This window comes from Geobacillus thermodenitrificans subsp. thermodenitrificans DSM 465 (assembly GCF_000496575.1).
Classification (GTDB): domain Bacteria; phylum Bacillota; class Bacilli; order Bacillales; family Anoxybacillaceae; genus Geobacillus; species Geobacillus thermodenitrificans.
In genome coordinates, this window is record NZ_AYKT01000023.1 from 1 (window position 1) to 16,555 (window position 16,555).

Annotated in this window: 18 protein-coding genes; 17 read left to right on the forward strand and 1 reads right to left on the reverse strand. The window is 47.7% G+C overall.

Going from position 1 to position 16,555, the window contains the following annotated elements; genetic code table 11:
- Positions 1-197: 197 nt before the first annotated feature.
- The 8 genes from DSM465_RS0116280 (at position 198) to rsmI (ending at position 6,721) form a co-directional block, all read left to right on the forward strand.
- The gene (locus DSM465_RS0116280; RefSeq protein ID WP_008881670.1) at positions 198-404 is read left to right on the forward strand and encodes a sigma factor G inhibitor Gin; all 207 of its coding nucleotides are present in this window, start codon (positions 198-200) and stop codon (positions 402-404) included.
- A 202-nt stretch (positions 405-606) separates the two neighbouring features.
- A complete protein-coding gene (locus DSM465_RS0116285) occupies positions 607-2,043 on the forward strand; it encodes an aminotransferase class I/II-fold pyridoxal phosphate-dependent enzyme (protein ID WP_029761809.1) in 1,437 nt (478 codons plus the stop codon).
- A gap of 23 nt (positions 2,044-2,066) precedes the next feature.
- A complete protein-coding gene (gene tmk / locus DSM465_RS0116290) occupies positions 2,067-2,744 on the forward strand; it encodes a dTMP kinase (protein ID WP_008881672.1) in 678 nt (225 codons plus the stop codon).
- A gap of 31 nt (positions 2,745-2,775) precedes the next feature.
- On the forward strand, positions 2,776-3,768 hold the full coding sequence (gene holB, locus DSM465_RS0116295; RefSeq protein ID WP_008881673.1) for a DNA polymerase III subunit delta': 993 nt from the start codon (positions 2,776-2,778) through the stop codon (positions 3,766-3,768).
- Between the two features lie 14 nt (positions 3,769-3,782).
- On the forward strand, positions 3,783-4,610 hold the full coding sequence (locus DSM465_RS0116300; protein WP_008881674.1) for a PSP1 domain-containing protein: 828 nt from the start codon (positions 3,783-3,785) through the stop codon (positions 4,608-4,610).
- Positions 4,611-4,626: 16 nt separating this feature from the next.
- A complete protein-coding gene (yabA, locus tag DSM465_RS0116305) occupies positions 4,627-4,989 on the forward strand; it encodes a DNA replication initiation control protein YabA (protein WP_008881675.1) in 363 nt (120 codons plus the stop codon).
- A gap of 60 nt (positions 4,990-5,049) precedes the next feature.
- The gene (locus DSM465_RS0116310) at positions 5,050-5,799 is read left to right on the forward strand and encodes a tRNA1(Val) (adenine(37)-N6)-methyltransferase (RefSeq protein ID WP_008881676.1); all 750 of its coding nucleotides are present in this window, start codon (positions 5,050-5,052) and stop codon (positions 5,797-5,799) included.
- A 16-nt stretch (positions 5,800-5,815) separates the two neighbouring features.
- Positions 5,816-6,721, forward strand: coding sequence for a 16S rRNA (cytidine(1402)-2'-O)-methyltransferase (gene rsmI / locus DSM465_RS0116315; RefSeq protein WP_008881677.1), 906 nt, complete (start codon positions 5,816-5,818; stop codon positions 6,719-6,721).
- Between the two features lie 21 nt (positions 6,722-6,742).
- Here the strand turns inward: rsmI and DSM465_RS0116320 are convergent, their stop codons facing one another.
- Positions 6,743-7,036, reverse strand: a complete 294-nt coding sequence (locus tag DSM465_RS0116320) for an AbrB/MazE/SpoVT family DNA-binding domain-containing protein (protein ID WP_029761810.1) — start codon at positions 7,034-7,036, stop codon at positions 6,743-6,745.
- 393 nt (positions 7,037-7,429) lie between these two features.
- Here DSM465_RS0116320 and metG point away from each other — a divergent pair, with 393 nt between their 5' ends.
- The 9 genes from metG (at position 7,430) to ispE (ending at position 16,503) form a co-directional block, all read left to right on the forward strand.
- The gene (metG, locus tag DSM465_RS0116325; RefSeq protein ID WP_008881679.1) at positions 7,430-9,382 is read left to right on the forward strand and encodes a methionine--tRNA ligase; all 1,953 of its coding nucleotides are present in this window, start codon (positions 7,430-7,432) and stop codon (positions 9,380-9,382) included.
- A 141-nt stretch (positions 9,383-9,523) separates the two neighbouring features.
- Positions 9,524-10,294, forward strand: a complete 771-nt coding sequence (locus DSM465_RS0116330) for a TatD family hydrolase (RefSeq protein WP_008881680.1) — start codon at positions 9,524-9,526, stop codon at positions 10,292-10,294.
- Between the two features lie 201 nt (positions 10,295-10,495).
- On the forward strand, positions 10,496-11,728 hold the full coding sequence (locus DSM465_RS0116335) for a G5 and 3D domain-containing protein (protein WP_008881681.1): 1,233 nt from the start codon (positions 10,496-10,498) through the stop codon (positions 11,726-11,728).
- A gap of 263 nt (positions 11,729-11,991) precedes the next feature.
- Positions 11,992-12,555, forward strand: a complete 564-nt coding sequence (gene rnmV, locus DSM465_RS0116340) for a ribonuclease M5 (protein WP_029761811.1) — start codon at positions 11,992-11,994, stop codon at positions 12,553-12,555.
- Entirely contained in the window at positions 12,548-13,429 is an 882-nt protein-coding gene (gene rsmA, locus DSM465_RS0116345; RefSeq protein WP_011886604.1) for a 16S rRNA (adenine(1518)-N(6)/adenine(1519)-N(6))-dimethyltransferase RsmA, read from the forward strand. The genes rnmV and rsmA overlap by 8 nt, the downstream gene beginning before the upstream one ends.
- Before the next feature lie 93 nt (positions 13,430-13,522).
- A complete protein-coding gene (yabG, locus tag DSM465_RS0116350; RefSeq protein WP_008881683.1) occupies positions 13,523-14,422 on the forward strand; it encodes a sporulation peptidase YabG in 900 nt (299 codons plus the stop codon).
- Positions 14,423-14,604: 182 nt separating this feature from the next.
- Positions 14,605-14,862, forward strand: a complete 258-nt coding sequence (veg, locus tag DSM465_RS0116355) for a biofilm formation stimulator Veg (RefSeq protein ID WP_008881684.1) — start codon at positions 14,605-14,607, stop codon at positions 14,860-14,862.
- A gap of 351 nt (positions 14,863-15,213) precedes the next feature.
- On the forward strand, positions 15,214-15,393 hold the full coding sequence (locus tag DSM465_RS0116360) for a small, acid-soluble spore protein, alpha/beta type (RefSeq protein WP_011886605.1): 180 nt from the start codon (positions 15,214-15,216) through the stop codon (positions 15,391-15,393).
- 237 nt (positions 15,394-15,630) lie between these two features.
- Positions 15,631-16,503: a 4-(cytidine 5'-diphospho)-2-C-methyl-D-erythritol kinase gene (gene ispE, locus DSM465_RS0116365; RefSeq protein ID WP_008881686.1), complete on the forward strand. Its 873-nt coding sequence runs from the start codon at positions 15,631-15,633 to the stop codon at positions 16,501-16,503.
- Positions 16,504-16,555: the final 52 nt, after the last annotated feature.

The window sequence follows — 16,555 nt, forward strand, 5'->3', positions numbered from 1 at the left end:
GCGCCCCTGCAAGAGTAGGTCGCTGCTAGGCTACGAGAAAGCAGCTAATCATGTTTCATGCACGATTAGCTGCTTTTATTTTTTGCCATTTTTTCAAGTTTCTGCTTGGCAAGTGCCCTGAGACACGTTCAATCTTTCCATCTACTAGTATAGAATGTTATCAATACGGGAAACATAGAGGATGGGAGGTGGAGAACGTGAGGGTATCGGTGATCGACAAAAATAAACGCGAAAAAGTGTGCATTGTTTGTGAACAAGAAAAAGCGGAAGGTATTTTTCTTTTTGGCCATTTTCTTTGCGTAGATTGCCATCAGGCGATCGTACAAACGAATACAGATGATCCGAATTATGCATTTTATGTGCAGCAGTTACGGAAAATGATGACATCCAAAATTTATTCGTAAAGGCCTGGATCAGGCCTGTTTTTATTTGGCCTGCCTTGTGCCGAAACGGTCGTAGGTGCCTTGTACGCGTTTCTTTTCGAGACGGTTCGTGTTAATATTATTTTGTTGTTTCCCGTTACATATCTAATGGTTTCCCGTTTTTATTCAGATATCTGTCGTGTTTCTTATGTATGCAAAAGAGCAACAAGGAAAGAGGATTACAATGAATCAAGCGAAAACCCCGTTATATGACGCGTTAACGCGCCATTGGGCACGCCGTCCAGTTTCGTTCCATGTGCCGGGCCATAAATATGGGGCCATATTTCCGAAACGGGCGGAGGATGTATTTTCGTCATTATTGGCGTTGGATGTGACGGAGATTTCGGGACTTGACGATTTGCACCATCCGGAATCAGTCATTGCTGAGGCACAAGCATTGGCAGCTGAACTTTATGGTGCTGAGGAAACGTTTTTCCTTGTAAACGGATCGACGTCCGGAAATTTGGCAATGATTGCTGCCGTATGTGATGAAAAGAAGCGAAAAGTCATTGTACAGCGAAACTGCCATAAATCTGTGATGCATGCACTGCAGTTAATGGGAGCAACCCCTGTTCTTCTTTCCCCTGAGTTTGACAGTGATATGCGTGTTGCTTCGCACGTTTGCATGGAGACTGTCAAAGAGGCGCTTGCCCTTCATCGAGACGCTGCCGCCCTCGTATTGACGAATCCGAATTATTATGGCATGTCAATTGATTTAACGGAAATCGTCCGTCTAGCTCACGACCATGGGATCCCCGTGTTAGTCGATGAAGCGCATGGTGCCCATTTTGTTGTTGGTCCTCCGTTTCCGAAGTCAGCGCTTGCCTGCGGTGCCGATATGGTCGTGCAGTCGGCTCATAAAACGCTGCCAGCAATGACGATGGGGGCATTTTTACATGTGAACAGTGGGCGTATCGATGTAGAGCGGTTGAAATATTTTTTGCAGCTGTTTCAATCGAGCAGCCCGTCGTACCCGATTATGGCGTCGCTTGATTTAGCTCGCAGCTATGTTGCTAAGCTTATGGAAGATGGTGTGGAGGCGATTGTGGAGAAAATTGAAGAGTTCAAGACGGCGTTGAATGATATTGCTGGGGTGACGGTTGTTTCTTCCCGACATCCTGATGTGCAAATCGATCCGCTAAAAGTGACGGTGCAAACGCGCAGTTCGCTGACAGGGTATGAACTACAGCATCGGCTTGAACGCGAAGGGGTGTTTGCGGAACTGGCCGATCCGTTGAACGTTCTACTCGTTTGTCCACTTGCTGCGAACGGACAGCTTATAGAGACAGTGGACAAAATGAAACGGGCGTGGTGCGGGTTGCCGACTGGTCAGGTACCGCTGTTTGGCTCTTTCCCGTTGTTACGCTCGCCGTTGTCAGTATTAGTTCCGTATGATGAGCTGCGTGATGTACGGAAAAAAGTGGTCGCTTTAGAGGAGGCAGAAGGGTATGTGGCGGCGGAAACGGTTATTCCATATCCACCTGGGGTGCCGCTTATGTGGATTGGGGAACGGATCGACCGCAGCCATATTGAACAAATTCGCCAATTCCTCCACCATCAGGCGCATATCCAAGGCGGAAGCCGGCTCAGGGATGGGTTGCTTGTCGTATACGAACTTTGATGATGGAAAGGATGCTACGGGCAATGAACGGGTATTTTTTTTCGTTTGAAGGGCCGGAAGGGGCCGGAAAAACAACGATGATTGGCAAGCTTGAGTCATTTTTGCGCGAGCGAGGCTTTGACGTAATGGTAACGAGGGAGCCTGGTGGAGTGCGCATCGCCGAGGCGATTCGCGCACTCATTTTAAATCGCGAGTATACGGAAATGGATGGACGAACGGAAGCACTTTTGTATGCAGCGGCGAGGCGACAGCATTTGCTTGAGAAAATTGTTCCGGCGCTTGAGGCTGGTCGCGTTGTGCTGTGTGACCGATTTGTTGACAGCTCACTCGCCTACCAAGGATTTGCTCGCGGGCTTGGTGTTGAAGAGGTATGGAAAATTAACGAGTTTGCCATTGACGGATATATGCCGTCGTTGACGGTTTATTTTGATATTGATCCGCAAATCGGGCTCGAACGGATTCGGCAAAACCGGGAACGGGAAGTGAACCGGCTTGATCTTGAAACATTGTCTTTCCATGATAAGGTAAGGGAAGGATATCGGAAGTTGGCGAAGCGGTTTGCTGAACGGATCGTTGTTATTGATGCAAGCCGACCACTCGATGATGTGTTTTCCGAGACGGTGGCGACGGTGCTCTCCCGCCTTGAAGGATCAAAGCGTCATTTCCATGAATCCAATCGTGATGATTCATGCTGGACATGATAGAATAGAAAATAAGAAATGAGAAAGAGTGATGGCGATGCAATGGGAACAGCTAGCAAAACGCCAGCCAGTAGTGGCGAAAATGCTGCAAAGCGGCCTTGAAAAAGGGCGGATTTCCCATGCGTACTTGTTTGAGGGACAGCGGGGGACGGGAAAAAAGGCAGCCAGTTTGTTGTTGGCAAAAAGCTTATTTTGTCTATCCCCGTCAGGAATTGCCCCGTGCTTGGAATGCCGCAACTGCCGACGCATTGAATCCGGTAACCATCCGGACGTTCGGGTAATCAGCCCGGATGGCGGATCGATTAAGAAAGAACAAATCGAATGGTTGCAACAGGAGTTCACGAAAACGGCAGTGGAGTCCGACAAAAAAATGTATATTGTCGAACACGCCGATCAAATGACGACAAGCGCTGCTAACAGCCTTCTAAAATTTTTAGAGGAACCGCATCCGGGAACGGTGGCGGTGTTGTTGACCGAGCAATACCATCGATTGTTAGAAACGGTCATTTCCCGCTGTCAAGTACTTTCCTTCCGGCCGCTGCCGCCGGCAGAACTCGCCGATCAGCTCGTTAAAGAGCGTGTGCCGCTGACGTTGGCGTTGCTCGCCGCTCACTTAACAAATAGCTACGACGAGGCGTTGGCGCTCAGCCAAGATCGTTGGTTTGCCGAGGCACGAACATTAGTGCTACAATTATATGAGATGCTTGGCAAGCCAGAGTTGCAGCTTCTGTTTTTTATCCACGACCGTTTACTTTCGCATTTTCCGGAAAAGCATCAGCTCAACCTCGGGCTTGATTTGCTTTTATATATATACCGCGATTTGTTGCACATTCAAGCTGGACGGAAGGATAGCGCATTATACCGGGATGAGCTTGACCGCCTGCAGCGTTGGGCGCTTTCTTGCCCGCAGCGACGGGTTTTAGATGGCATGGAGGCGATTTTACAGGCAAAAGCACGTTTAAATATGACGAATATGAGCACGGCGCTGCTGATGGAGCAGTTGGCTCTTCAATTAAAGCGGTAAAGGAGGGAGAACCGTTGTATACTGTAGTCGGCGTCCGCTTTAAAAAGGCGGGAAAAATTTATTATTTTGACCCAGGCGATTTTGTCATTCCTGCCGGTGAGTTTGTCATTGTCGAGACGGCGCGTGGCATTGAATACGGAAAAGTAGTCATCGCCAATAAACAAGTTGATGAAAACGATATCGTGCTGCCGCTCAAAAAAGTAATCCGAGTGGCGAACGAAAAAGATAAATGGGTCGTTGAAGAAAATAAAAAAGCGGCGCGCGAGGCGTATGACATTTGCTTGCGTAAGGTGGAAGAGCACGGACTCGAGATGAAGCTCGTTGATGTAGAATATACGTTTGACCGCAATAAAGTGATCTTTTACTTTACCGCCGACGGGCGTGTCGATTTCCGTGAGCTCGTCAAGGACTTGGCATCGATTTTCCGCACACGTATCGAGCTGCGGCAAATCGGGGTGCGCGATGAAGCGAAAATGCTCGGCGGTATCGGCCCGTGCGGTCGGATGCTTTGCTGCTCGACGTTTCTTGGCGATTTTGAACCAGTGTCGATCAAAATGGCGAAAGATCAGAATTTATCGCTGAATCCGACGAAAATTTCCGGGTTGTGTGGACGGTTGATGTGCTGCTTGAAATATGAGAGTGAAGAGTATGAAACGGCGAAAGAGCAGCTCCCCGATTTAGGAGAGTATGTTGAGACACCTTATGGCTTTGGTAAAGTCGTCGGTTTGAACATTTTAGAGCGGGTGTTGCAAATCGAATTGCCAGAGCACGGCCGGGTCGTTGAATATACGCTTGATGAGTTGATGAAGGACGGAACGTTATCGATTCGTGTCGCAGATTAATTTGGGGTGGGGCCATGTGGAAAAGGTAGATAAAAAAGAAGTATTTCAATCAGTGGCAAACATGGAAGAGCATCTGAGCCATTTTTACCGCGAGCTTGTGCAGCTGAAACAGCGTGTATCCGAGCTGCTAGAGGAAAACCACCAGCTGCAAATCGAAAACGCTCATCTGCGCCGGCGGCTTGAGCAGCTGGCGGAAGCGTGGGAAGAAGAAAAACGAAAAGAGACGAAGCATGGCAAAAAGCCGGTCGACATCGGCGAAGGATATGACAATTTAGCTCGCCTTTATCAAGAAGGGTTTCATATTTGCCACGTCCACTACGGAAGTGTACGCACGGAAGGCGATTGTTTGTTTTGCTTATCGTTCTTAAACAAAAAATAAAGATAGTGCAACCCTTTCCGCTCCGGAAAGGTTATTTTTTTCAATGGAGGATCGTGTGTGATGGTGGAATTGTACGGGGATGAACGGCTTGATTATTTGTTCAATGAGGAGCTCCGCATCATTCAGAGCCCATCTGTGTTTTCCTTTTCCCTTGATGCGGTGCTGCTCGCCCATTTTGCCTATTTGCCCATTCAAAAAGGGCAAATCGTCGATTTATGCACGGGCAATGGGGTGATCCCATTGTTGCTGAGCCAACGGACAAAAGGAACGATTATCGGTATTGAAATTCAGGAACGACTTTGCGACATGGCGAGGCGAAGCATACAATATAACGGACTAGAAGAACAAATTGAGATTATACACGGCGATATTAAAGAGGCGCCGCAGCAAATCGGTTACAGCCGATACGATGTCGTTACGTGCAATCCTCCGTATTTTCCAACTGCCGGCCAGGATGAGCTGAGCAAAAATGAGCACTTGGCCATCGCCCGCCACGAAATTTATTGTACATTAGAAGATGCTGTTCGCGTCAGCAGCCAATTGTTGAAGCAAGGAGGAAAGGCGGCGTTCGTTCACCGGCCGGGGCGGCTGCTTGATATTGTAATGCTTATGCGCCAATACCGGCTTGAGCCGAAACGGCTCCGTTTTGTCTATCCAAAAGCAGGAAAAGAGGCAAATATGATTTTAATTGAAGGAATGAAAGATGCCAGTCCAGATTTAAAAGTGTTGCCTCCGCTTGTCGTTTATGATGAGAACAACGAATATACAGAAGAAATGAAGCGCATCTTATATGGGATTATTTCACCGTAAAAGGGGCGGAACACGAATGCTTTGGCAACAAAAAAGCTTTGTCGAACAAATGGGGCAAGGAACGCTGTATATCGTGCCAACGCCGATTGGCAACTTGGAAGATATGACGTTCCGTGCGGTACGAACATTGCGGGAAGCAGATGTGATCGCCGCGGAAGACACAAGGCAGACGAAAAAACTGTTGTCTCATTTCGACATTCATACGCCGCTTGTTAGTTATCATGAACATAATAAATATGCCAGCGGTCGGCAGCTTGTCGAATGGCTGAAAGAAGGGAAAAACGTAGCGTTAGTGAGTGACGCGGGTATGCCGGGCATTTCCGACCCTGGATATGAACTTATTGTCGCCGCGTTGGCGGAACGGTGCCGCGTCGTTCCCCTCCCTGGGGCGAACGCAGCGTTAACGGCGCTTGTCGCCTCTGGGCTACCGACCGGCCGCTTTTTGTTCGTCGGTTTTTTGGAACGAGCGAAAAAAGAGAAGCGGGAACAGTTGTTGTCGTTAAAAACAGCAGCAGAGACGTTGGTTTTTTATGAGGCTCCTCACCGCTTAAAAGAAACGTTGGCGGCTATGTACGATGTGTTCGGCGAGCGGCGTGTTGCTCTTTGTCGAGAATTGACCAAACGGTTTGAGGAATTCATCCGCGGCGATTTAAGCGAGGCCATCGCTTGGGCGGAGACAACTGACATTCGCGGTGAGTTTTGTATTGTTGTTGAAGGGGCACAGAACGGAAGTGAACCTGAGCGGGAGGAAGAAACGTGGTGGCAGTCGCTTTCACTGGTTGAACATGTCGATTATTATGTTGGTGAACATGGTCTTTCCGTAAAGGAAGCAGTGAAACAGGCAGCTGGTGATCGAAAAATGTCGAAACGCGACGTCTATCAACAGTACCATCGGCAGAAAGAGAAAAAAGAGTTTCTCTGAGAAACCAGAGAAACTCTTTTTTTATTCGCTGTCCGTTGAGTCTTGTAAGTGCTGACGGATCTCCTGAAGCAAAATTTCTGCTTCTTCGCGGCTTAAAATGATTTTACCGCCGGCTAATTTAAAGTTGTCGTCCGAAACTTCGCCTGTGACAACGCAGGTCATGTTCGGTTTATATTTTTTCAAAATGATGCGGTCGTCGTCGACATAAATCTCTAATGCATCTTTTTCATTAATATCTAACGTACGGCGCAACTCAATCGGGATGACGACGCGGCCCAGCTCATCGACTTTACGTACAATCCCTGTCGATTTCATCGTCTTTTCTCCTCTCCGAAATAATTTTTGCGTTTATTCGTCAATATTCGACAAATTTCCTACACCCTAATCATATCAGTGTTTCCATTAAGCGTCAATCCTTTAATATGTAAAATTTAAAAAAAATGTATGTTGTTATTTCAAAAAAAAACTTGCCAATGGATAAAAGGAAAAATGAATGATTTGGGGCGTTGAAAATCTATCCTTGTATAATAAATTCGCGACTCATTTCAAAAATAAGGTCGTATTTTTGGCCATTTGGGTATATTTTTTCCACTGAGGAGAAATAGATGTTTTTGTGGAATGAAAAAATTATGTAAAATAGAAGTAACACCGCTCCCGTCGCCAGATCGGGGGTTTTTGTGCTTAACAGTTCGAGGGAGGGCCTAACTGATGGAGAAAAAGACGTTTTATTTGACGACGCCGATTTATTATCCGAGCGACAAATTGCACATCGGCCATGCTTATACAACAGTGGCGGGGGATACGCTAGCGCGCTATAAACGGATGCGCGGTTACGATGTTATGTATTTGACGGGAACCGATGAGCACGGGCAAAAAATTCAACGCAAGGCGGAGGAAAAAGGAGTAACGCCGCAGCAATATGTCGATGAGATCGTCGCTGGCATTCAGGAGCTATGGAAAAAGCTCGACATTTCTTATGACGATTTCATCCGTACAACGCAGGAGCGGCATAAAAAAGTAGTCGAAAAGATTTTCGCGCGTCTTGTCGAACAAGGGGATATTTATTTAGGTGAATATGAAGGATGGTATTGCACGCCATGCGAATCGTTTTACACTGAGCGACAGCTTGTCGACGGCAACTGCCCGGACTGTGGTCGTCCGGTTGAAAAAGTGAAAGAGCAGTCGTACTTTTTCCGAATGAGCAAATACGTCGACCGTTTGCTTCAATATTATGAGGAAAATCCAGATTTCATCCAGCCGGAATCGCGGAAAAACGAAATGATTAACAATTTTATTAAGCCGGGGCTTGAAGATTTAGCTGTGTCGCGGACGACGTTTGACTGGGGCATTAAAGTGCCGGGCGATCCGAAACATGTCATTTACGTCTGGATTGACGCGCTTGCCAACTATATTACAGCGCTCGGTTACGGCACGGACAATGATGAAAAGTTCCGCAAATATTGGCCGGCCGATGTCCATTTAGTCGGCAAGGAAATCATCCGCTTTCATACGATTTATTGGCCGATTATGCTCATGGCGCTTGACTTGCCGCTGCCGAAAAAAGTATTCGGTCATGGCTGGCTGCTCATGAAAGACGGGAAAATGTCGAAATCGAAAGGCAATGTCGTTGACCCGGTGACGTTGATCGATCGATACGGACTCGATGCGCTTCGTTATTATTTACTCAGGGAAGTGCCGTTCGGTTCTGACGGCGTATTCACGCCGGAAGGATTTATTGAGCGCATCAACTACGATTTAGCCAATGACCTAGGCAATTTATTGAATCGTACAGTAGCGATGATTAAGAAATATTTTGATGGGGTGATTCCGCCGTACCGCGGTCCGAAAACGCCGTTTGACGAAGAGCTGGTACAAACGGCGCGTGAGGTGGTCCGTCAGTATGAGGAAGCGATGGAACGGATGGAGTTTTCCGTTGCCCTTGCTTCGGTTTGGCAACTGATTGGCCGGACGAACAAATACATTGATGAGACGCAGCCATGGGTATTGGCCAAAGATGAAAGCAAACGGGAAGAGCTTGCTTCTGTCATGACCCACCTAGCCGAGTCGCTCCGCCATACGGCAGTGCTGTTGCAGCCGTTTTTGACACGCACGCCAGAGCGCATTTTTGCCCAGCTCGGCATTGCCGACCGTTCATTAAAAGAGTGGGATAGCTTGTACGAGTTCGGGCTCATTCCGGAAGGAACAAACGTGCAAAAAGGAGAACCACTGTTCCCGCGCCTTGATATTGAAGCGGAAGTCGAGTACATTAAGGCGCATATGCAAGGCGGCAAGCCGGCGGTGGAACCCGTTAAAGAGGAGAAGCAAGCGGCTGAGACGGCCGAAATCTCAATTGATGAGTTTGCCAAAGTTGACTTGCGCGTTGCTGAAGTCGTGCATGCTGAACGGATGAAAAACGCCAATAAGCTGTTGAAGCTCCAACTTGATCTTGGCGGCGAGAAACGGCAAGTCATCTCTGGTATCGCTGAATTTTACAAACCAGAGGAACTCATCGGCAAAAAGGTCATTTGCGTCGCCAATTTAAAACCGGCCAAACTGCGCGGTGAGTGGTCGGAAGGAATGATTTTGGCCGGCGGTAACGGCGGAGAGTTTTCACTGGCGACCGTCGATCAACATGTGCCAAACGGAACAAAAATTAAATAACATAATCGCTTAATCGGCGAGGGGGTGTCGACCTTGACACCTCCTTGTCGTTATTTTGTAATGTAAATGTTAATGAACTGTGATATACGTAATCAATTTCTATGCTACACTTATCAACAAGGTGGAAAAGAGGGTAGTTGTATGCTTTTTGATACGCACGCGCATTTGAATGCGGTCCAATATGAAGAAGATTTAGAACAAGTCATTGAGCGCGCCCGTGCTGAAGGGGTTTCGTATATTGTTGTTGTCGGATTTGACCGCCTGACGATTGACCGGGCGATTGAGCTGGCTGAGCGGTATCCATTTATTTACGCAGCGGTTGGCTGGCATCCGGTCGATGCGATTGACATGACCGATGACGACCTACAGATGATTGAGCAGCTCGCCTCCCATCCGAAAGTGGTGGCACTTGGCGAGATGGGGCTTGATTACCATTGGGATAAATCACCAAAAGATGTCCAACAAGATGTATTTCGCCGGCAAATTGCCCTAGCAAAAAAAGTAAAGCTTCCAATCATCATTCATAATCGTGAGGCAACGGCGGATATTTTAAAAATTTTACAAGAAGAAAACGCCGCCGAAGTAGGCGGCATTATGCATTGTTTTAGTGGTAGTGTCGAAGTAGCGAGACAATGTATCGAAATGAATTTTCTCATTTCCCTTGGTGGTCCGGTCACGTTTAAAAATGCGAAAAAGCCGAAGGAAGTGGCAAAGGAAATTCCGCTCAGCCATTTATTGATTGAGACTGATTGTCCGTATCTAACGCCTCACCCTTTCCGCGGAAAACGAAACGAGCCGAGCTATGTCAAATATGTTGCCGAGGCGATCGCGGAGATTAAAAACGTTTCTTTTGACGAAGTGGCGAAAACAACGATGGAAAATGCCAAAAGATTGTTCGCCATCGACCGCTAAAATTAGGCATCAAATGATGGGGAGGCTTGTCGAAAGAACAGAGGAGACGAAAAAGTTCTACAAATTTAGCCAATATGGGCCAATCAGATATCGACAAGTCTTCCTTCCTTTTTCACTGAATTTTCTGCATAAAAGAGTGTGCTCGTGCGTACACGTTAGAGGGAGAGGGGAATCTCGGAGGAAAAGGAGGCGTTTCATTTCATGGCACCAAACGGTAGGAAATGGTTAGACTTATGGAGGAAAAACGTGACCGCTACGGCGAGTGGATTTCTTGCTATCTCCGCGACAACAGGGGTCGCTGGGTATGAGATGGCGAAAGACGATGTGACGTTAACCGCCAATGGGAAAAAACAAGAAATTCGTACTCATGCGGAGAATGTAAAGGAGTTGCTTGAAGAGCAAGGCATTCGGCCGCGCAAGGAAGATTACGTATATCCGTCTTTAAATACACCGATTACTGATGATCTGCATATCATTTGGGAAGCAAGCAAAGAAGTGACATTGACGGTAAATGGGAAAGCGAAAAAAGTGTGGACGACAGCTGACACAGTTGAGGAACTGCTCCGTTCGCAACACGTGGCGGTCGGGCCGTACGATAAAGTGACGCCAACACTTTCGGCGAAAATCAAAAAAGGCATGGACATTGGTGTTGAAAAAGCATTTCCTGTCCGCGTCAATGTTGGTGGTAAACAGCAACAGGCATGGACAACTTCGACTACGGTCGCTGACTTTTTGAAGCAGCAAGGAATTGAGCTGGGCGAACTCGATCGAATTGAGCCTTCCTTGCAAGAAAAGGTCAAAGAACAAATGACGATTCACATCACTCGGGTAAAAAAAGTCACCGATGTAGTGGAAGAGCCTGTTGACTTTGCTGTGATGACGAAACAGGATAGTTCGCTACCAAAAGGAGAGCGACGCGTGATTGAGCCTGGAGAAAAAGGAAAAATTGAAAAAACGTATGAAGTAACGTTTGAAAACGGCAAAGAAGTGGCGCGGAAATTGATTGCGACAAAAACGGTGAAAGAAAGTAAAGCGCGCATTGTCGCCATCGGCACAAAAACGGTGGAACCACCTAAACCATCCGCCATTGGCACAAAAACTAAGAGATCCGACCAGCCATCTTCGCGCGGATCTAATCAAGCTGCGAAGACATTTTATGTTACTGCCACTGCCTATACGGCCTATTGCAAAGGCTGTTCAGGCGTAACGAGAACAGGCGTTAACTTGCGTCAAAATCCTTCCACTAAAGTCATTGCTGTCGACCCATCCATCATCCCCCTTGGGTCGAAGGTATATGTGGAAGGATACGGATATGCCATTGCCGCTGACACCGGCTCAGGCATTAAAGGATACGAAATTGATGTATTTTTCCCGGAAGAGTCAGATGCGATGCGTTGGGGAAGAAAGCGCGTCAAAATACGGGTATTGCCATAGAAATGCACTCGAAGAACAGAGCGGAGGGTTTTTTCCCTCTGCTTTTTTTCGTTATAATGACATTGTGCCGAGACAATGCGCACTTCACCACTTCTGTCTAATTAGACGTTATAATCGGAAAAAAGTTTCAACAGAATTGAAAAAAATAAAAGGGAAATGGAGCAATAGCGGTGAAGGTTCATCGTACTATTTATTTTACCGGAAAGGAGGCATTGCAGAAATAGGAAAAAACTCTTATTCCGCCATATTTCTGCAATGATGTGATGAAAATTAAGGAAGTCATTGTCGTGGAAGGAAAAGATGATACAGCGGCGATCCGACGTGCCGTTGATGCCGATACAATCGAAACCAATGGAGCCGCAGTAGGGATGGATGTCATTGAACGAATTAAGCTGGCAAAAGAACGGCGCGGCGTGATTATTTTTACCGATCCAGATTTCCCTGGTGAAAAGATTCGCCGGACGATTGCCGAGCAGGTGCCGGGATGCAAACATGCATTTTTGTCGCGCGAAGCGGCAAAAGCGAAAAACGGCAAAGGCGTTGGGGTCGAGCATGCCTCTCCCGATGAAATTCGCCAAGCGCTCGCCAACGTATATGAAGAGGTGGCGGATTGGCAAGAAGAAATTACATTTGCCGAGTTGATCGAGGCCGGATTAGTCGGTGGAGAGATGGCGCGTCGTCGACGGTTGCGCCTTGGGGAGGAGCTGAAAATCGGCTATGCCAACGGCCGGCAGTTTCATAAGCGGCTAAAAGTGTTCCGTATTTCTCGAGATGCCTTTTATGCGGCGTTGGCACAAGTGATGCAGGAGGAGACAGGCGATGCATAAAGATATTGCGACACCGGGGCGGACGAAAGAAATTTTGGCACGGTACGGCTTTTCGTTTAAAAAGAGCCTCGGACAAAACTTTTTAATCGATACGAATATTTTACGAAAAATTGTTGACGCTGCTGGCATTTCCGGCGACACCGGAGCGATTGAAATCGGGCCTGGCATTGGGGCGCTGACCGAACAGTTGGCGCGGCGGGCCAAAAAAGTGGTCGCCTTTGAAATCGACAGCCGGTTGCTGCCGATTTTGGCTGATACGTTATCAGCTTATGATAATGTGCGCATTATCCATCAAGATGTGTTAAAAGCCGATTTGCATGCGGTGATTGCCGAAGAGTTTGCTGAGGTGAGTGATCGGATGGTCGTGGCGAATTTGCCGTATTACGTGACGACGCCAATCATCATGAAACTGCTCACCGAGAGGCTGCCGATCCGCGGTATGGTCGTTATGATGCAAAAAGAAGTAGCTGACCGCCTTGCAGCCAAGCCGGGAACGAAAGATTACGGCTCGCTGACGATCGCTGTGCAATATTATACAGAGGCGGAAGTCGTCATGACGGTGCCGCGCACTGTATTTATGCCACAGCCGAACGTCGACTCCGCTGTCATCCGATTGACGAAACGATCCCATCCTCCTGTGGCTGTGGAGGACGAAGAGGTGTTTTTTCAAGTGGTGCGGGCAAGCTTTGCTCAGCGTCGCAAAACGCTGTTGAATAACTTGCTAAACAATTTGCCAGATGGAAAGGAGAAAAAAGAACAAATTGAACGGGCGCTCGATGCTGTAGGCATTGATCCGCGCCGTCGTGGGGAAACGCTCGATATGGCTGAATTCGCTTCGTTAAGCAACGCGCTGATGCCGCTTTTCCGCGTCTAGACCGCCGTTAAAAGAAAGCGAGACGTCTATCACCTATTGTCCGCGTATGCATATCGTATGGATGACAACGATTATACAATGGAGTGAGTGGTGATGGACGTCAAAATCGGCGATATTGTCGCCCGCAAGTCTTACCAATGTGACTTATTGTTCCGTGTCATTGACATTAAAGAAAGAGACGGAGAGCGAGAGGCGATTTTACATGGAGAAGATGTGCGGCTTGTCGCAGACGCTCCGTGCAGTGATTTAGTCATCATCGATGAGCAGGAGCGGCAAGAACGGAAAAAGCGGGAAATCGAGCTGATCGAACAGTCATACCGGTTGTTTCGACAGGACTACCAGACGATTAAGCAAAAAGTGGAGTATCGAGCGACCGGCGGATATCGAGTAGAGAAAGATTTTTTTCAAATTCCGGGACGCGTCCTTCATTTGGACGGCGACCCGGTATATTTGCGCAAATGCTTGGATTTATATGAACGGATTGGGGTGCCAGTGCACGGCGTTTACTGTGAGGAAAGTGAGATGCCAGAGAAAGTTGGCTCTTTGATCGAACAGTTTCGACCGGATATTTTAGTCATTACCGGCCACGATTCGTATTCAAAATCGAAAGGAAAAGTACACGATTTAAAAGCATACCGCCACTCGCGCCATTTCGTTCAAACGGTGAAAGAAGCGCGCAAAAAAGTGCCGCATCTAGACCAGCTCATCGTTTTCGCCGGTGCTTGCCAATCACATTTCGAGTCGTTGATCCGTGCTGGAGCCAATTTTGCTAGTTCACCTGCGCGGGTTAACATTCATGCTCTTGATCCGGTCTATATTGTTTCGCGCCTCAGCTTCACTCCATTCACGGAAACGGCCGATGTGTGGGATGTGCTTCGCAACACGTTGACCGGAGAAAAGGGATTGGGTGGGGTGGAAACGAAAGGAGTGCTTCGCACCGGAATGCCGTTTCGCCTTATTGAGGAGGAACGAGGGGGGAACCGCCGCAATTAATGGGCGGTTTTTTAATGCCTTTCACCGCATTTTTTTACAAAAAAGTGCCATGAAGTACATAAAAAGAAGGATATTGTAGAAAAATAATTATTGACAGAAACAAAAACACGCTGATATAATCATTATTTTTTGACTTTCAATTCCGTTTTTGTTATAATCGTAAGCAGTGAGGTGGATGACGAATGCCAAAAACTTTATCCGATATTAAAAAGACACTGGACTCTAATATCGGGAGACGTTTAACGTTACGAGCCAACGGCGGACGCAGAAAAATGATTGAGCGTTGCGGCATTTTGGCGGAGACTTACCCATCGGTATTTGTCATTGAGCTGGATCAAAAGGAAAACTCATTTGAACGTGTATCGTTTAGTTATGCTGACGTGTTGACAGAAACCGTAAAGCTGACGTTTTGGGATGATGAGCAAGCAGGGGGGCAGTAGACATCAATTGTTTGCTGCTTTTTGTTTTGTTATTAAAGAAAGACGGGGGTTGCTTGCTTATCAGAAAGGTGCGCTAAAAGGTTTGCGAGGAGACGCAGATTAAGCGGTGCTTAGTTTTGCATGGAGTATAATCCATGGATTGTCATTGTAGCAAGATTGAAGTATTACCTGCTGATAACGGCGAAGCGAAACAATAATAGGCAGACATAAAGCCGCCTTCGTTATTTCATACTAAAACTGCCGCAGCCGCCTTTCATCCTTAGCAAGTGAAGCTGGTCGGTTTCTTGCGCTGGCGGGTTGCAAAACGTTTCGTGCCATGACGCCAATGAACATCGAAAGGGGTTGCTGACATTGGGTCGACGCCGCGGAGTTATGTCGCAGCGCTTGAAAGAAGAGCTAGCAAAAGAGCTAGGCTTTTACGATGTCGTACAGCGTGAAGGATGGGGAGCTATCCGAGCGAAAGATGCAGGAAACATGGTAAGGTTGGCGATTGAACGGGCAGAACGGCAACTGGCCGGGAAAACGGAATAGCGGAGTTGGCGCGTTGCGGCGAGGGTGTCCCAAGCAGGGGACGCCCTTTTTACATATATCGTTTGGCGACGACATCGAGACATGGTAATATGGTAAAATGGATTGACAGGAGAAAGTCGGATATGGCACGTGTAAAAATCATCAAAACAGAAAAGCGAATGAATATGTCGAATCATTTGTCCGCCGGCATATCGAGACAGTTTGTTTATGAATGTGCGTGGAAGTGGGTGAAGAATCGTGAGGTTGTCGGTAAAAGCGCCAGCAAAAATTAACTTGTCGCTCGATGTTCTTTATAAGCGTCCCGACGGCTACCATGAAGTGAAAATGGTGATGACAACGATCGATTTGGCTGATCGTATTGAGCTGATTCCTTTGCCCGGGGAGGATGCGATTCGCGTTGTGTCGCAAAATCGTTTCGTGCCGGACGATTCCCGCAATTTGGCGTACCAAGCGGCGCAACTTCTTAAAGAGACGTTTTCGATTCGCGAAGGGGTGGCGATTTCGATTACGAAGCATATTCCGGTGGCTGCTGGCTTAGCAGGAGGAAGCAGCGATGCGGCAGCGACGCTGCGCGGGCTCAATAAGCTTTGGAAACTCGGGTTAAGCGTCCATGAACTCGCTGAGCTTGGCGCGCAAATCGGCTCAGATGTCGCTTTTTGCGTTTATGGCGGAACGGCCGTGGCGACTGGACGCGGAGAGATCATCACCCCGATCTCATCGCCGCCACCGTGTTGGGTCGTGTTGGCCAAGCCCCCGATTGGCGTATCGACGGCAGAAGTGTACCGAAACTTGCAGCTTGAGCATGTTAACCATCCGGATGTCGATGCGATGGTGGGGGCGATCGAGCAGCAAGATTATGCAGCGATTTGTCGGTCAGTTGGCAATGTCCTTGAGGAAGTGACACTAAAAAAATATCCGGAAGTCGCACATATTAAAGAGCAAATGAGGCGGTTTGGCGCCGACGCGGTATTGATGAGTGGCAGCGGACCGACAGTGTTTGGGCTAATTGAGCACGATTCAAGAATGCAGCGCGTATACAACGGACTGCGTGGCTTTTGCGATCAAGTGTTTGCTGTAAGGTTGTTAGGGGAGCGACACTCCCTTGATTAAACACGTACATTTTTGGTAAGATAAATTTAAATATTCGGTTTTAGGAGGTCGG

Coding starts and splice junctions, on each gene's coding strand:
- veg (WP_008881684.1), top strand. CDS start 14,605: ATGCCAAAAACTTTATCCGATATTAAAAAGACACTGGACTCTAATATC.
- DSM465_RS0116335 (WP_008881681.1), top strand. CDS start 10,496: ATGGCACCAAACGGTAGGAAATGGTTAGACTTATGGAGGAAAAACGTG.
- rsmI (WP_008881677.1), top strand. CDS start 5,816: ATGCTTTGGCAACAAAAAAGCTTTGTCGAACAAATGGGGCAAGGAACG.
- holB (WP_008881673.1), top strand. CDS start 2,776: ATGGCGATGCAATGGGAACAGCTAGCAAAACGCCAGCCAGTAGTGGCG.
- rnmV (WP_029761811.1), top strand. CDS start 11,992: ATGAAAATTAAGGAAGTCATTGTCGTGGAAGGAAAAGATGATACAGCG.
- DSM465_RS0116285 (WP_029761809.1), top strand. CDS start 607: ATGAATCAAGCGAAAACCCCGTTATATGACGCGTTAACGCGCCATTGG.
- metG (WP_008881679.1), top strand. CDS start 7,430: ATGGAGAAAAAGACGTTTTATTTGACGACGCCGATTTATTATCCGAGC.
- DSM465_RS0116330 (WP_008881680.1), top strand. CDS start 9,524: ATGCTTTTTGATACGCACGCGCATTTGAATGCGGTCCAATATGAAGAA.
- DSM465_RS0116310 (WP_008881676.1), top strand. CDS start 5,050: ATGGTGGAATTGTACGGGGATGAACGGCTTGATTATTTGTTCAATGAG.
- rsmA (WP_011886604.1), top strand. CDS start 12,548: ATGCATAAAGATATTGCGACACCGGGGCGGACGAAAGAAATTTTGGCA.
- tmk (WP_008881672.1), top strand. CDS start 2,067: ATGAACGGGTATTTTTTTTCGTTTGAAGGGCCGGAAGGGGCCGGAAAA.
- yabG (WP_008881683.1), top strand. CDS start 13,523: ATGGACGTCAAAATCGGCGATATTGTCGCCCGCAAGTCTTACCAATGT.
- DSM465_RS0116320 (WP_029761810.1), bottom strand. CDS start 7,036: ATGAAATCGACAGGGATTGTACGTAAAGTCGATGAGCTGGGCCGCGTC.